Here is a 15,419-nt window from a genome sequence, read left to right on the forward strand (position 1 = left end):
AAACGAAAGTCCCCCGAGGAGGTTTCTCGCGCCGTCCAGCCGGGCTTATGTCGCCGCTCTCTACCTGCGGCTTGGCAATCGCGGCGCGGCATGCTTAAGCGGAACGGTCTGAAGAGCAGCAGTGAGGTAATCCGTGAGCGCTCCCCTCGTCATCTTCGATCTCGACGGAACATTGATCGACACCGCCCCCGATCTGATCGATAGCCTGAACCACACCATCGCCATCGCCGACCTGGAACCCGTAACTTTCGACGACCTTACCCATCTTGTCGGCCAGGGTGCCCGGGTCATGATCAGGCGCGCCTTCGAACTGCGAAAGGTGACGCTGACCGACGAACAGGGCGACGCGCTATTCGCACGTTTCATGGAGCATTACCGTGCCCACATGCCCGGAAAGAGCGCGCCCTTCCCCGGTGTGGCCGACTGCCTGGATCGCCTGTCCGCGGCGGGCATCAACCTCGCCATCTGCACCAACAAGAGCGAAGCTCTCGCCATTCCACTGATCGAAACCCTGGGCCTTGCGCAGCATTTCCCGGTAATCACCGGTGGTGATACATTCGCCATGCGCAAACCCGACGCCGGCCATATCTTCGGCACGATCGAACGCGCCGGCGGCTCTGCCTCCTCGGCCATCATGATCGGCGACAGCATCAACGACATTCTGGCCGCGAAGAACGCCGGCATTCCGTCGGTTGGAGTGACTTTCGGTTATTCCGACCTTCCTATGGCGAGCCTGCAGCCCGACCGCATCATCGATCGCTTCGACGAACTGAGCGTCGAGATGGCGCATGGCCTCATGTCTGCGAAGACGGGGGTTCGATAACCGCGGACAAAAAACGGGAGGCGACGCATCCGCCGCCTCCCGCTCCAATACTTAATCTTCCGCGATACGCGTCAGCTGCGTGCCGAACGCGCCTTGGTCGTCGTGTCGAATGCCTTTTCGACAGCCGTATCGCGGTCGTAGACATCGTCGAAATACTCAACCGCCCCGTCCTTGTTCGGCCATGCCGTGAAATAGGACACGTAGACCGGGATGTTCGCGGTCACCTTTTCCGCCACGTTCTTGCCGGCAGCGATCTCCGCATCGACATCCCGTTCGCTTACACCCAGAACCGCCGCGGCCATCTTGCGCGGTTCGGCAAGGCGCACGCAGCCATGGCTGAGCGCACGCATGTCGCGCTGGAAGAAGCTCTTCGAAGGCGTGTCATGCATGTAGATCGCATGGGCGTTCGGGAAGAGGATCTTCAGATCACCCAGCGCGTTATCGCTCGAAGGCGGCTGGCGTACGGAAATGTTGCTCGTCGAACCGTACCAGTTGACGCTGCTCGACGGCATGACGCGGCCGTTGACAGCCACTTCATAGCCCGTGCGATCGAGATAGCTAGGGTCCTGGCGCAGCTTCGGCAGCATCTCGTTGATGATAATCGACTGCGGCACGCCCCAATAAGGGTTGAACTCGACCGTCTGGATCTGGTCGTTGAAGAAGAACGTCTGATGCGCCTTCGAGCCGATCACGACGCGCATCGAGAACTGCTCGGCGCCATGGTCATGATAATAGACGCGGAACGCCGGCTGGTTGATGAAGACATAACGCTGGCCGAGATCGTCCGGCATCCAGCGCGCCTGCTCCATGGCAACGACGAGTTTACCGATCCGGTCCTGCGGCGTATGCCCGGCCATCTTGCGCAGCGTCGCGGCGCCGATCACGCCATCGGCCTTGAGACCGACTTCGCTCTGATAGGACTTTACCAGTTCGACCAGTTCCGGCGTGTATTCCGGGGTCTTCTGATAAGCCGTCAGCGTAGCCGCATGTTCGCTCTTCAGCGACTCCGACCCCTTCTTCTCGATGACCGCTACGATCTGCGGCAGGTCGGTGCTGCTGTTGCCGGGCTTCAGCAGAAGCGTGTCTGGAAGCACGATATCGTCGCCTGCATTGACCGCTTCGGCCTTCAGCGTCGCCAGTTCGTTCTTCAGCGACTGGAAGTTGGCGCTCTTCGGCGCGAGACCTTCAAGATAGGCCGAAGCCTGCTCGCCCTGCGAGATGGCTGCGAGCGTAGCGGTCAGATCGACGGCCTTGCGCTTGAGATCGTGATAGCCGGAGATCCGGTTGGGGTCGACACGACCGCGAACCATGTCCTGGGCGAAAAGCAGAGCCTTCTGGGACAGCGCAAGCTCGAACTGCATCAGTTCCTGCTGACGCGCGACGGTAGCGGCGGACTGTACTTCAGGCTGCGCAACCGCAGGCACTTCAGGCTGAGCCGGCGCTGCATTCTCGACAGGCGCTGCGTCGGTCGCGGGAGCGGCGGCCTGTTCGGCGGGCGCGGCAGGCATTTCGGAACCAGCAATAGGCGTTGCGGTAGGCGCGCTTGAAGCATCCGGCGCGACAGCGGTCGCAGCGGCGTCTGCAGCGGGAACATCACCCTCAACCGCGTCGGCAGTTGCGGCCGGCACCGCGTCTGCGGCGGCGACAGGTGCTACCGTCTCGGCCGGTCCGGTAGCCGGGGCGGCAACGGGTTCAGCCGTCGGGGCAGGCTCGACACTTGCGGTCGTCAGCGTGGGAGCGGCCAGCATATAGTCCGCCGGATCGAGCCCGTAGTCGCCGGCGCGCTCGAACAATGCGAGCACCGCCCTCGCCTTTTCGTTGATATCATCCGCCGACACCCAGATCGGCTGGCTCGCGGTCGCGTAATAGCTCTCGAGTGCCTGGGCGATATCGCTCGGCGAGGAAACCTTGGCCTCGGAAATCGAGCGGAACGGTTCGGCAGCAGCAAAGCCGCCCGTCTTCACCAGGCGCTGCGCATCCGCCTTGTAGGTGTAATAGCGCGGGCCGGAAACCTTGGGCAGCGGCTCGGGATCTGCAAGCGCACGTTCACTCGGCATCGCTTCATCGCGGCCACGTCCCGCCTGCGATCCGCCATCACGCTTGCCGGGTCCGCCCATGAGCAGATCCCGAAGGCTGATGGCGTGGGCGGGCGCCGTCGCGCCGGCGAAGATGGAAAAGCCCGACAGGAGCGCGAGCGCGAGCGTCGTCTTTTTTGATGTGTGCTGCAATGTAGTCCCCGTGACCATAAGTCCGCGTCTCGTTCGCGGCCTCGACTTCAGTAACACGCCATCTATCCGATCGCGTGAGGGATGGAAAGAAAATGGGCAATCACTTCTGGGTTTTCTCGACCTCGGAAGCGCGATGCGCCGGACGCGGAGAAGGTTAAGAATTTATTGGTTAATTTTTTACTGATAAATGCCAACAACAAGCCCTCGGCGCCAATTCGGCCGGTCGATAAAACGACGGGACGTGTCATAAACGACACGGGTAGGCGATCGCAAAAACCGGCGGCTTCCGGCTTGCGGACCTCTGGCATTCGTATAGTAATGCGCGCGCCGGAGGAGTGCGCGCCTCAGCTGCGCTTGAGGACGTGCCGCCCGGCAGCAGCACCAGGGAGAAAAGGCAGCGAACATGGCATCCACCCGCACCGAAACCGATACGTTTGGTCCGATCGAAGTCGAAGGCGACCGTTACTGGGGCGCCCAGGCACAGCGCTCGCTGGGCAACTTCAAGATCGGCTGGGAGAAGCAGCCACTCGCTGTCGTTCGCGCTCTCGGCATTGTCAAGCAGGCCGCAGCCCGCGCCAACATGGAACTTGCCGGCCTCGACGGCACCGTCGGCAAGGCCATCATCGATGCCGCCCAGGAAGTCATCGACGGCAAGCTCAACGATCACTTCCCGCTCGTCGTCTGGCAGACCGGCTCCGGCACCCAGTCGAACATGAATGCCAATGAAGTGATCTCCAACCGCGCGATCGAAGTGCTTGGCGGCGTGATGGGCTCGAAGAAGCCCGTGCATCCGAACGACCACGTCAACATGAGCCAGTCGTCGAACGACACCTATCCGACGGCCATGCATATCGCCTGCGTCGAGCAGATCCACCATCACCTCCTGCCTTCGCTGAAGCACCTGCACCAGGCGCTCGAAGCCAAGGTCAAGGCGTTCTCCCACATCATCAAGATCGGCCGCACCCACACGCAGGATGCAACGCCGCTGACGCTCGGCCAGGAATTTTCCGGTTACGCGGCGCAGGTGGCTTCCGCCATCGCCAATATCGAACTGACGATTCCTGCCCTTTCCAAGCTTGCCCAGGGCGGTACCGCCGTCGGTACCGGCCTCAACGCTCCGGTTGGCTTCGCTGAAAAGGTGGCCGAAGAAATCTCCAGCATCACCGGCCTGCCCTTCGTCACCGCTCCGAACAAGTTCGAGGCGCTCGCCTCGCACGATTCCATGGTCTTCTCGCACGGCGCCATCAACGCCGCGGCGGCAGCCCTCTTCAAGATCGCAAACGACATCCGCTTCCTCGGTTCCGGTCCCCGCGCCGGCCTCGGCGAACTGTCGCTGCCGGAAAACGAGCCGGGTTCGTCGATCATGCCGGGCAAAGTCAACCCGACCCAGTCTGAGGCCCTGACCCAGGTCTGCGCCCACATCTTCGGCAATCATGCGGCATTGACCTTTGCGGGCAGCCAGGGCCATTTCGAGCTCAACGTCTACAATCCGATGATGGCCTACAACTTCCTGCAGTCGGTGCAGCTTCTCGGCGACGCCGCCGTCTCCTTCACCGACAATTGCGTCGTTGGCATCGAGGCCCGCGAGGACAATATCCGCAAGGGCGTAGAGAACTCGCTCATGCTGGTGACTGCGCTCAATTCCAAGCTCGGCTACGACGCCTGCGCCAAGATCGCCAAGACCGCCCACAAGAACGGTACGACCCTGCGTGAGGAAGCTGTCGGCGGCGGTTACCTGACGAATGAGGAGTTCGACCAGTATGTCCGCCCTGAAAACATGATCGGGCCGAAGTAACGCTGTACTATAGATTGTGGCCGCCAAGCACCGAAAGGCGCCTTGGCGGCCTCCCAATACCGCAAATATTTTTCCACTAAAATCTTGAATGCCATCGCGCCGCTTGCATTATGAGCGCCAAAGCGACTCGTAAGCCTATGAGTACGAACAGAATTTTCATTCAAGACCATTATCGCCGGGCACTTTCCAGGCGACACGCCGTAGCAAGCCCCTTAATTGTTTCCCAATATTTTTAACCTATCAATTTACGAAACTTAACGTGCCGAGATTGAACTGGGGGTCGTCGATGACGACGGTATCTGCACCGAAAGCGCAGCCGAGTGATCTGATGGGGCAGATCATCCTGGCGGTAAGGTCGATGGGGGTCTCTCCCATCCCGCGCAACTATAACCTCTTCTATGAAGCGTATATCGGATCGAATCCGGATCTCACGCGTGACCTGGCGGCCCTCGGCAGCCGGGCAACGCAGGAAGATCTGGACGCCATTTCCGAGCGCTATATGGGCGCGCCTCACGCCGCGGTCATCGAGAAGGCCAACGATCGCCTGCTGACCGAGCTCGATGCGCTCCTGAAGCTCCTGCGCCAGGAACAGAATTCCCTGGAAAGCTACGGCAAGCTGCTCAGCGAGACCGCCGCCCGGATCAACTCGAAAAACAGCTTCTCATCCGAGATCATCCGCAGCGCGATCGGCCTTCTCAGCGAAGCGACCGACGACAAGATGGCTCACGGTGAGCGCACGGTGGACGACATGGTCCAGCGCTCCCACGAGATGGATCAGGTCCGCCGCGAACTCGACGAATACAAGCGTATCGCAAACACCGATTCGCTGACCCGGCTCTCCAACCGCCGTGCCTTCGACGAGCGCCTCGCGGTCGCCTACGACAATCCGACCGCCCTGCCGCTGACAGCTCTGGTGCTGGCAGACATCGACAATTTCAAGAAGATCAACGACAGCTTCGGCCATCCCGTCGGCGACAAGATCCTCGCGACCGTCGCGTCGGTCCTGCGCGCCAACGTCCGAAAGGATGTCTTCGTCGCCCGCACCGGCGGTGAGGAGTTCGCGCTTCTGGTCGAGGGCAACACGCCGGATGAGGTGATGATCATCTGCGAGCGGGTCCGCCGCGCACTGGAGACGCGCACCTTCCGCAATACGCGTTCGGGCATCAATTACGGGCCGGTGACGATTTCGCTCGGCTATTCCATGGCGGCTCAGGCGACCGATCCCGGTGAACTCTATGCCCAGTCGGATGCCGCGCTCTATTACGCCAAGAACAGCGGCCGAAACCGCGCGGTCTTCTTCGAAGACAGCATGAAAAGCCACTATGTCGGCAAGAGCTGGCTGATCTACAAGTCGTAAGGCTTAGGCCGAGATCAGCGGCTCACCTCACCACATGGTCTTGGCAGCACGCCCGGCCCATTCGCGGTCATAGGTTTCCTGGTCGAAGTCCGCCTTGGCGGCTTTCAGCAGTTGCCCGGGTGTCGGCAGATCTTTCGGATCGACGAAGCGATCGGCATTCCAGAGTTCGGAGCGCATCAAGGCGCGGGCGCATTGGAAATAGGCTTCGCCAACCGTGATCACCGTCACCGTACGCGGGTGCCTGCCTTCCATTTCGAAACCGTCCAGCAATGCCGGCTCTGCCGACACAACCGCTTTCCCGTTGATGCGCATGGCGGTATTCGAGCCGGGGATCAGGAACATCAGCGCCACGCGCGGATCGCGGACGATGTTGATCAGCGAATCCACCCGATTGTTGCCGCGCCAGTCAGGCAGCAGCAGCGTCTTTTCATCCCTGACGCTGACGACGCCGCCGAGATCGCCGCGCGGCGAGCAGTCGAGCCCCTCGGGTCCGACGGTCGCGAGCGCCACGAACGGCGCCGTCTCGATCATCTTGCGATACTCAGCCGTCAGCGTCGTCGTCACCTTTGCGACGGACGCTTCCGACACGCCGTCGTAGATCGCCTTCAACTGCTCCACCGAGGTAATGATGCCGGACGTCTCGCTCACGTTGCCGCCTCCTGCGCGGCGACCTGCTCTGCCGCACGCCGTTCGCGTTCGCGCCCGGTCCTTGCCGCAATAACGTCGGCCGGCTGGGAATTGCCCTTGATCAGCGAACGACCGGCATAGATGCCGCCCACCTGCTCCATCGCAAAACGCTCGCGATCCGTCTCGCGGAACTCCTCGATGATCTGAGCGGCCAGCTCTTCCTCTTCCCCTAGCACCGTCAGGACCTCACTGCCGAAATTGAGCGCCGATTCGTAGGTTTCGCGGATCTGGTAATCGACGCCCGCCTTCAGGAGGTCGATTGCATGGCCGCGATCGTAGGCGCGCGCCAGAACCGGGATCATCGGATATTCTTCCTTGACGATCTCGGCGATCTTGATCGCCGCTTCCTTGTCGTCGACGCAGATCAGGATCGCCTTGGCCGTCGCCGCACCGGCAGCATGAAGGATTTCAGGACGTGACCCGTCGCCGTAGAAAACCTTGAAGCCGAAATCACCGATATCGCGGATGAACTCGGCATCCCGGTCGATGATCGACAGCGTATAACCCCGCGCCAGAACCGGCTGGCTGACGATCTGGCCGAAACGGCCGAAACCGATCATCAGCACGGTATTTTCGATATTCTCTGGCTGGTTCAGCCCGCTCGTATCGACGGTCGGCTTCGGCGCCATGCGCACGTAGATCGCGACCACCAGCGGCGTGACGGCCATGGACAACACGATCGTCGCCGTGAGCACGGCGTTGGTATCGGCATCGAGGATGCCGACGGATGTGGCCGCCGCGTAGAGCACGAAGGCGAACTCGCCGCCCTGCGCCATCAGGATCGCGCGACCGAGGCTTTCCGGGTGGGGCGCGCCGAGCAGCCGCGCCACGCCGTAGATGATCAGCCCCTTGACGATCATGTAGGCGACGACCGCCAGGATGACGTGCTGCCAGTTGGCGGCGATTACCGCGAGATCGACGGCCATGCCGACGCCAAGGAAGAAAAGCCCGAGCAGGATGCCGCGGAACGGCTCGATGTCGGCCTCGAGCTGATGCCGGAAGGACGATTCCGAAAGAAGCACACCGGCAAGGAAGGCGCCCATCGCCATCGAAAGCCCGGCGAGATCCATAAGCAGCGCCGACCCGAGCACGACAAGCAGAGCCGCCGCCGTCATCACCTCGCGCGCACCGGATGTGGCAAGAAGACGAAACAGCGGGTTGAGCAGATAGCGACCGGCAATAACCAGCGCGACCAACGCCGCAAAACCGATACCGACCGATTGCAGCCTCTCGGACAGCGAGACCGCTCCGCCCTCGGATGCGAGCAGTGCCACGATCGCCAGCAGCGGCACGATGGCGAGGTCCTCGAACAGCAGGATCGCAACGATATGCTGGCCCTTCGGCGTGTGCAGGTGGTTGCGCTCCTGCAGCATCTGCATGACGATCGCCGTCGAGGTCAGCACGAAGCCGGTGCCGGCAACGAAGGCCACGGGCGCCGACTGGCCGAAGGCCATGCCCACCGCCATCAACGCCACGATGCAGGCCACCACCTGCAAGGCGCCCAGACCGAAAATATCCTTGCGCATGTTCCACAGCCGCGACGGCTGCATCTCGAGCCCGATGATGAAGAGAAACATGACGACGCCGAGTTCGGCAATATGCAGGATCGCCTGCGGGTCGGAAAACAGCTTCAGCCCGAAAGGCCCGATCGCCAGGCCCGCAGCCAGATAGCCGAGTACCGATCCGAGCCCGATCCGCTTGAACAATGGCGCGGCAATGACACCCGCCCCCAGCAAGGCCACTACCTGGACCAGTTCACTTGCACCCGCTTCTGCCGCCACCCGTCTACCCCTCGTCTGTTCAGTTCAATTGTCGCTCGCGCCCGATAATGCGGGCAACCGCCTATCTCGTCCGTATGACACCATCGCGACTCAAGCCCTTCTCGGCAAGCTCGCGCTCGTATTCGGCGAACATTTCGGCGCCTTTTTCGCCGAGCTCGCGAAGATATGACCAGGTGAAGATACCGCTGTCATGGCCATCGTCGAAGGCAACACGCACGGCGTAATTGCCGGCTGGGGCCACGGCCTTGATCCCGACATTACGCTTGCCCGGAACGGTCACCTTCTGGCCCGGCCCATGCCCCTGAACCTCAGCAGATGGCGAGAGAACACGCATCGTCTCTGCCGGAATCTCGGCAGCGAAATCGTCCGAAAATGTCACCGTCAGGGTATGCCGGTCCTTGGAGACCCTGAGTTCCGTCGGCCAGGTATCGGTCATCGTCATGTCTCGCTTTATAAATGATATCGGAGCATTATGGGTTTGACGTTTCTGCTGCAACCTGTTTTGGACTGCGCCGTTCGGCGGCCCAGGCCTTGACGCTGCCGTTCGGAATTCCCAACTTCCGCCCATGAGGGAGACTGCCTTGTGAATACGATTGCCGGACCCATCGATATCGCCAAGCCCCTGGCAGCCATGCCGGGGCCGATGATCGATCCGTTCGGCCGGGCGGTCACCTACCTGCGCGTCTCGGTGACGGATCGCTGCGATTTCCGCTGCACCTATTGCATGGCGGAAAACATGACCTTCCTGCCGAAAAAGGATCTGTTGACGCTCGAAGAACTCGACCGGCTCTGTTCGGCCTTCATCGCCAAGGGCGTGCGCAAGTTGCGCCTCACCGGCGGCGAGCCTCTCGTGCGCAAGAACATCATGTTCCTCGTCAACAAGCTCGGCAAGCATATCGAGGCCGGCGAACTCGACGAGCTGACGCTGACGACCAATGGCTCGCAGCTCGCCCGTTATGCGCAGGAGCTGCACGACAACGGCGTCCGCCGCATCAACGTCTCGCTCGACACGCTGGACGAGGCGAAGTTCAAGCAGATCACCCGCTGGGGCGATTTCCGCAAGGTCATGGACGGCATTGATGCCGCCCAGAAGGCCGGCATCAAGATCAAGCTGAATGCGGTGGCGCTGAAGGGTTTCAACGATCTCGAAATCCCCGACATGCTCCGCTTCGCCCATGGCCGCGGCATGGACCTGACCCTCATCGAGACGATGCCGATGGGCGAGATCGACGAGGACCGCACCGACCAGTACCTGCCGTTGTCTGAGGTCCGCGACGGTCTCGAGCAGCAGTTCACCCTTTTCGACATCCCTTACAAGACCGGTGGCCCGGCCCGCTATGTCGAGGTGAAGGAAACCGGCGGACGCCTCGGCTTCATCACGCCGATGACCCATAATTTCTGCGAGAGCTGCAACCGCGTCCGCCTCACCTGCACCGGCACGCTCTACATGTGCCTCGGCCAGAACGACGCCGCCGATCTCAGAACGGCGCTCCGCGCGTCCGAGAACGACGACTACCTGTCGTCTGCAATCGACGAGGCGATCGGTCGAAAGCCCAAGGGCCACGACTTCATCATCGACCGCAACAATCGCCCGGCCGTATCCCGTCACATGAGCGTCACCGGCGGGTGACACCCTCCTCGTCCCACAGTTCGACGAAGTGATGCACCGGCCCATGGCCGCTGCCGACGTCGAGCCTGTCTGCCGCGGCGATGGCTTCTGCGAGATATGCTTTTGCTATCGTCACCGCCGAAACCATTGACGCGCCTTTGGCGAGCTCGGCTGCAATCGCGCTCGACAATGTGCATCCGGTCCCATGGGTATTCCTGGTCGCGATCCGTGCTCCCTCCAGCCAGGCAAGCCCGGCAGCCTGCACCAAAACATCTGGACTGTCTTCGGTTTCGAGATGGCCGCCCTTGACCAGCACCGCCTTCGGTCCGCAACCCAGCAACCGCCTCGCCTGGTCCGCCATCTGCTCCCTCGTCACCGCTTCCGGCTCGCCAAGCAGCGCGGCCGCTTCCGGCAGATTGGGCGTCACCAGCGTCGCCAGCGGCATCAGTCGATCGATGACCGCCTGCATGGCATCCGGCGCCAGGAGCGGCGAACCACCCTTGGCGACCATCACCGGATCCAGCACGATCGGCATGTTCTCGGCATAGGGCGCAAGCGCATCGGCAACCGCCCCAGCGATCTCCGCATTCGCGATCATCCCGATCTTCACGGCATCGACCCGGATATCGGCAAAGACCGCCTCGATCTCGGCCCTGACGAAATCAGCCGGCAGTGTCTGGATGGCGGTCACGCCCCGCGTGTTCTGCGCCGTCAGCGCGGTCAGCGCCGCCATGCCGTAGGTGCCGCGGGCGGAGAACGCCTTGAGGTCTGCCTGGATGCCCGCGCCGCCCGACGGATCGGAACCGGCGATGGAAAGAACGTTCCGGATCGTCATCGGCGCACCCTTTCTATTTCTTCCGCAATGGAGCGTGCAGCGGCCATCGGGTCAGGTTGTCCGCAGACGGCGGAAACGACGGCCAGTCCTTTGGCGCCGGCGGCAAACACCGGGCCGGCATGCGCACCCTTCACCCCGCCGATCGCGACGGCGGGTACCGGCGCGACGGCAACGATCCGCGCCAATCCGTCAAAGCCGATCGGCTCCTTGTGATCAGGCTTGGTCGCAGTGGCGAATACCGGCCCGATACCGACATAGTCGATCGTCGAGGGATCGACACGCCTCGCCAGTTCCTCCGTCTCGACCGACAGGCCGACGATCATTTCGGGGCCGACCCGCTGGCGCACCGTCGCCGCGGCCAGATCATCCTGCCCCACATGGATGCCGTCGGCCGCAAGCGCCACAGCAGCCTCGACATCGTCGTTGATGATGAGCGGCACGCCGGAACCGGCCAGCGCCGACTTGAGCGCGCGGCCGGTCGCAATCATCTCTTCGGTGGTGGCAAGCTTGTCGCGCAGTTGCACCATCGTAACGCCGCCGGAAACAGCCAGCCGCGCCGTCTCGACCATTCCCAGCGAGCCGCAGAGATCGCGATCGAGCACAAGATAGAGCGAAAGGTCGAAGCGCTTCATGCCGGCACCACCCTATCGGACGCGTCCAGCTCGATAGGCGTCAGTCTAGCCAACTCGTCGAGGAACCGCACGGCAAACGAGCCTGGGCCGCCCGCGTCCTTTCCGGCCTTCTCTCCCGCAGCGGCGAAGACGGAAAGAGCCGCCAGAGTTGCATCGAATGGCTGCTCGGGAGCCGTCGCCACGAATGCTCCAACAACGCCCGTCAGCGCGCAGCCCAGCGCGGTCACCTTCGGCATCCATGCCGAGCCGCCGATGACATGCGCCGATCGCTTTCCGTCGGTGACGAAATCGTGTTCGCCGGTAACGGCCACGACGCATCCGTGGCGCTTCGCCAGAGTGCCTGCAGCCAATTCGGCGGACGCGATGCTATCGCCGGCATCCACCCCCTGGCCGCCGGAACGCTCACCCGCAAGCGCGATGATCTCCGAGGCATTGCCGCGAATGACGGTCGGCTTCAGCGCCAGCATCTCCGCAACCGCCGCACGGCGATAGGAGGTGGCGAAATGCGCCACCGGATCCAGCACCCATGGCTTGCCGTTCTCACCCGCCGCGCGCGCCGCCTGTTTCATCCCTGCGAGGAAATCCGGCGAGATCGTCCCGATATTGACGGTCAGCGCCGACGCGATGGCCGCGAACTCAGCGGACTCCTCGGCCGAATGCACCATGGCCGGCGACGCGCCCACCGCGAGCATCACATTCGCTGCGATATTCATCGCCACGAAATTGGTGATGTTCTGCACCAGCGGATTTTTGGCTCGCATGGCCTCAAGCAATTGTCCCGGCGTCACAGCCAGTGCGGGGTTGTTGGAATGAACGGGATCGACTTCCATATGCGCCTCCTTTTCGAACGGAGGCGGACGCGGGATCCATGCGGAAACGTGAGGACCCGAACGACTCCCTCCGCCAGCATGATCTGGTTCAGGTTCAAAGGGTGCTTCTCAGCCCGGCTCTCGCCGGACGCCCCTGTCATCTGCATGGTCTAACGGAGGATGGCGCCCGAGGCCAGCGGTTTATGCAGCCCTTCACGTCACCGATCAGAGATATATCCGCAATCCCGGTAGACGTCGCACCGCAGGGCGACCGCCCCGGCAGGTCACAGAAAGCCGCCTGGATTTCGCCGCTCACGGCGCCCCCTTCATCTCTCCGGTGAAAATGCCGTCTCCGTCCGACACAGACCTGTGACAGCCTGCGCAATGCGGACCCGGGCGAAAGGCCGCCAGCCCCTCACCCGGTCGAACCGCTCCATAATTCCACTGTCCCTGCTCACGGCGTTTGACAAATATCTAAGGCGCCACATCGACATGATGCACCCCATGCGGCAGAGGCACGCGCCCGACAGGCTCGAGCCGTGGCGTTCCGTCCTTCACGACCCGAAACACGACAAGCCCCGCCCCCATCCCCGGTGCCGCATCCGGCTGTGCCTCGAACGAGGTCGCAATCACGTGGTCACCGGTGAGGTCGAAGGTACCACCCTCCGGCAGCACAGCCTCGAAGGGCGTATCGGAAAGCTTTTCGAGCCTGCCCGTTTCCGGATCGAAAGCAAGCAGCGAGATGCCCGCCTCCCGGCTGTGACGCGGCGTGCCCGACGCAAAGCTCGTGCCGCGCATGTCGAAGGTCGCGACCAGCAGTCCGTCCGGGCTCACCGCCATGCCCTCGGCGGAAATATCCGTATCGACCGAGCCCAGCCGCTCGTGCCGAACATCCTCTGCCTCCGGGTCGGCCAGACGGATGACACTCATCGTTGAGGCCGCATTCGGAATGCGCCCGTCGAGTGTCGTGGCCGAGAAATTCCGCCCCCAGTTGGAGGTAAGGTAATGGCGGCCATCCGGCGTGAAACGCCCGACAAAGGGATCGCGACCCGTCTCGACGATATTGCCCCAGAGTTTCAATGCCGGGCCATTCTCACCATCCGCCACCTCGAAGAAAGCGACGCGATCCTGCGTGTTGATATTCGCCGCCAGATAGTGGCCGGACGGATGCCATTGGACATTGGTGGCCGTCACCCCGCCGCGCGGCCCTGATGCCGTGCCGGTCACGCCGAGTTCGGAAAGGTTGAACCGTGCCACCGGCCCGAACTTGCCGTCGCGGAACTCGACGATCTGCAGCAGGCTCTGATCCGCCGTATTGGAGACGACAGCGACGCTGCCTCCGTCCGGGCTCTCACAGCCAGTCCTTCGGGATGGATCCCGATCTCGGCCGTATCGGCAAGCTTCGGATTGGCGCTGTCGGAAAGATCGACTGCAAACAGCCGGTTGCCAGGCGGTAGCTCCTTCATCGTCGTAGCACCTTCCGGCCTCTCTCCCAGCCTTTCGGTAACGAAGGCTGTTCGCCCATCTAGCGTCAGTTCCAGTATCTCAGGCGCGGCGGTCACCGAATTGGATACGGGCAGTGTCGACTGACTCACCTTCCCGTCGGCGATGGAGAGCACCGTCAGCACATCGCGATGCCCCGCGTCGGGCGGCGCAAGCATGCCGTCGGCATAGGTCTTGGCCACATAGTCGCCGTCGGAAATGATCGCCACCTTGCCCGCCGAGATTCCGGACAAAACATCGGCCGATTGCGCCGACGCGCAGGCAGCGCTCAAGGCCAGCGAGGCACCCAGCGCGGTCGTGAGGAAAAGATGCGATAACGGCATGATCCGGCTCCTTCGATCAGTTCGGCGCGCAGGCTCCGGCGGCGTTACGCCGCCGCCTTGTCATCATCGACGATAGAGGCCACTCTGATTGCGATCCAATCGGAATATGACGTTCCGTGATAGGCATGTTGCATCAGGAGTTCGGGATGGATATCCGCGCCATGGATTGCTTCGTCACTGTTGCCGAAGAACTGCATTTCCACCGCGCGGCCGAGCGTCTTCATCTCACCCAGCCCTCTCTCAGCCAGCGCATCCGCGCGCTGGAGCACGAGATCGGCACAGCGTTATTCGTCCGCGATCGCCGCAGCGTGGCGCTGACACCCGCCGGTCAGGCCTTTCTCGAACCGGCACGTAGAGTGATCGACAACGCTCGCATTGCCAGGGAACAGGCGCTGCGGGCCACGCGCGGAGAGACCGGAAGGCTGCGGCTCGGCTTCACCGTCCTCGCCTTCTATGGCCTGCTGCCAGAAGCAGTGCAGGCCTTCCGCCGCCGATATCCGGATGTCGAGGTCGACTTGGTCGAAATGAATTCGCCCTCGCTGGAAACGGCATTGACCACGGGTACGATCGACCTTGCCATCCTGCATCCGCCACTCGGTCACGCAGACCTAATGATCCACTCCCTGCCCGATGAAGAACTCACGCTGGCACTGCCCGAAAGCCATCGGCTCGCGGCTCTCGACCAGATCCCGATCAAGGCCCTTGCTGAGGAACCGATGCTGATCGCCCCGCGTTCGGTGGGCCCGAGCATCTATGACCGGATGATCGCATTGTTCCAGTCCGAGGGCGTGACGCCGCGCATCGTGCAGGAAGTCACCCCGATGACGACGCTTTCCGGGCTCGTCGCGGCCGGCACCGGCATCGGCTTCGTCACCCGCGGCCTGTCTCGCCAGCCTCGCCCGGGCGTCTGCTACCGCCCCGTCACGCCGACGCCGCCGTCGTTGCCGATGGCGGCGTCATGGTTGAAACCGGATCTCTCGGCCACCGGCCGCCGCTTTCTCGATGAGGTCCTGGCCCTCTACGCGCGCTAGAACCGG

At 62.6% G+C, this 15,419-nt stretch carries 14 protein-coding genes and 1 riboswitch; of the genes, 5 read left to right on the forward strand and 9 right to left on the reverse strand.

Annotated features, from left to right (window positions below):
* Positions 1-133: 133 nt before the first annotated feature.
* Entirely contained in the window at positions 134-823 is a 690-nt protein-coding gene (gph, locus tag BM216_RS16835; RefSeq protein ID WP_093000353.1) for a phosphoglycolate phosphatase, read from the forward strand.
* A gap of 71 nt (positions 824-894) precedes the next feature.
* Here gph and BM216_RS16840 read toward each other — a convergent pair whose 3' ends face one another.
* On the reverse strand, positions 895-3,051 hold the full coding sequence (locus tag BM216_RS16840; RefSeq protein WP_244530209.1) for a L,D-transpeptidase family protein: 2,157 nt from the start codon (positions 3,049-3,051) through the stop codon (positions 895-897).
* 403 nt (positions 3,052-3,454) lie between these two features.
* Between BM216_RS16840 and fumC the strand changes: the two genes are divergently transcribed.
* Both fumC and BM216_RS16850 read left to right on the forward strand, forming a co-directional pair.
* Positions 3,455-4,846 carry a class II fumarate hydratase gene (gene fumC / locus BM216_RS16845; protein ID WP_093000354.1) on the forward strand — a complete coding sequence of 464 codons (1,392 nt, stop codon included), beginning with the start codon at positions 3,455-3,457 and terminating at the stop codon, positions 4,844-4,846.
* Between the two features lie 286 nt (positions 4,847-5,132).
* Complete coding sequence (locus BM216_RS16850; RefSeq protein WP_093000355.1) at positions 5,133-6,203, forward strand: GGDEF domain-containing protein; 1,071 nt, start codon at positions 5,133-5,135, stop codon at positions 6,201-6,203.
* Between the two features lie 27 nt (positions 6,204-6,230).
* Here BM216_RS16850 and BM216_RS16855 read toward each other — a convergent pair whose 3' ends face one another.
* From BM216_RS16855 to BM216_RS16865, 3 genes are all read right to left on the reverse strand, one after another.
* The gene (locus BM216_RS16855; protein WP_244530210.1) at positions 6,231-6,851 is read right to left on the reverse strand and encodes a pyridoxamine 5'-phosphate oxidase family protein; all 621 of its coding nucleotides are present in this window, start codon (positions 6,849-6,851) and stop codon (positions 6,231-6,233) included.
* Entirely contained in the window at positions 6,848-8,671 is a 1,824-nt protein-coding gene (locus BM216_RS16860) for a monovalent cation:proton antiporter-2 (CPA2) family protein (RefSeq protein ID WP_093000356.1), read from the reverse strand. The genes BM216_RS16855 and BM216_RS16860 overlap by 4 nt, the downstream gene beginning before the upstream one ends.
* A 61-nt stretch (positions 8,672-8,732) precedes the next feature.
* A complete protein-coding gene (locus BM216_RS16865; protein ID WP_093000474.1) occupies positions 8,733-9,107 on the reverse strand; it encodes a gamma-butyrobetaine hydroxylase family protein in 375 nt (124 codons plus the stop codon).
* Between the two features lie 195 nt (positions 9,108-9,302).
* Between BM216_RS16865 and moaA the strand changes: the two genes are divergently transcribed.
* On the forward strand, positions 9,303-10,301 hold the full coding sequence (gene moaA / locus BM216_RS16870; protein ID WP_093000475.1) for a GTP 3',8-cyclase MoaA: 999 nt from the start codon (positions 9,303-9,305) through the stop codon (positions 10,299-10,301).
* Here moaA and thiD read toward each other — a convergent pair.
* From thiD to BM216_RS34650, 5 genes are all read right to left on the reverse strand, one after another.
* The gene (gene thiD / locus BM216_RS16875; protein WP_093000357.1) at positions 10,288-11,115 is read right to left on the reverse strand and encodes a bifunctional hydroxymethylpyrimidine kinase/phosphomethylpyrimidine kinase; all 828 of its coding nucleotides are present in this window, start codon (positions 11,113-11,115) and stop codon (positions 10,288-10,290) included. The genes moaA and thiD overlap by 14 nt on opposite strands.
* Entirely contained in the window at positions 11,112-11,747 is a 636-nt protein-coding gene (gene thiE / locus BM216_RS16880; protein ID WP_093000358.1) for a thiamine phosphate synthase, read from the reverse strand. The genes thiD and thiE overlap by 4 nt, the downstream gene beginning before the upstream one ends.
* Complete coding sequence (gene thiM, locus BM216_RS16885) at positions 11,744-12,577, reverse strand: hydroxyethylthiazole kinase (RefSeq protein ID WP_093000359.1); 834 nt, start codon at positions 12,575-12,577, stop codon at positions 11,744-11,746. Before thiM ends, thiE begins: the two co-directional genes overlap by 4 nt.
* 48 nt (positions 12,578-12,625) lie before the next feature.
* Positions 12,626-12,722, reverse strand: a riboswitch (TPP riboswitch).
* 308 nt (positions 12,723-13,030) lie between these two features.
* A complete protein-coding gene (locus BM216_RS34645; RefSeq protein ID WP_244530211.1) occupies positions 13,031-13,813 on the reverse strand; it encodes a lactonase family protein in 783 nt (260 codons plus the stop codon).
* Positions 13,780-14,382: a hypothetical protein gene (locus BM216_RS34650; RefSeq protein WP_244530212.1), complete on the reverse strand. Its 603-nt coding sequence runs from the start codon at positions 14,380-14,382 to the stop codon at positions 13,780-13,782. The genes BM216_RS34645 and BM216_RS34650 overlap by 34 nt, the downstream gene beginning before the upstream one ends.
* Before the next feature lie 146 nt (positions 14,383-14,528).
* Between BM216_RS34650 and BM216_RS16895 the strand changes: the two genes are divergently transcribed.
* Positions 14,529-15,413 carry a LysR family transcriptional regulator gene (locus tag BM216_RS16895; RefSeq protein WP_093000476.1) on the forward strand — a complete coding sequence of 295 codons (885 nt, stop codon included), beginning with the start codon at positions 14,529-14,531 and terminating at the stop codon, positions 15,411-15,413.
* Positions 15,414-15,419: the final 6 nt, after the last annotated feature.

Source organism: Rhizobium sp. NFR07, from assembly GCF_900111905.1.
In the GTDB taxonomy this organism is placed as follows: Bacteria; Pseudomonadota; Alphaproteobacteria; order Rhizobiales; family Rhizobiaceae; genus Neorhizobium.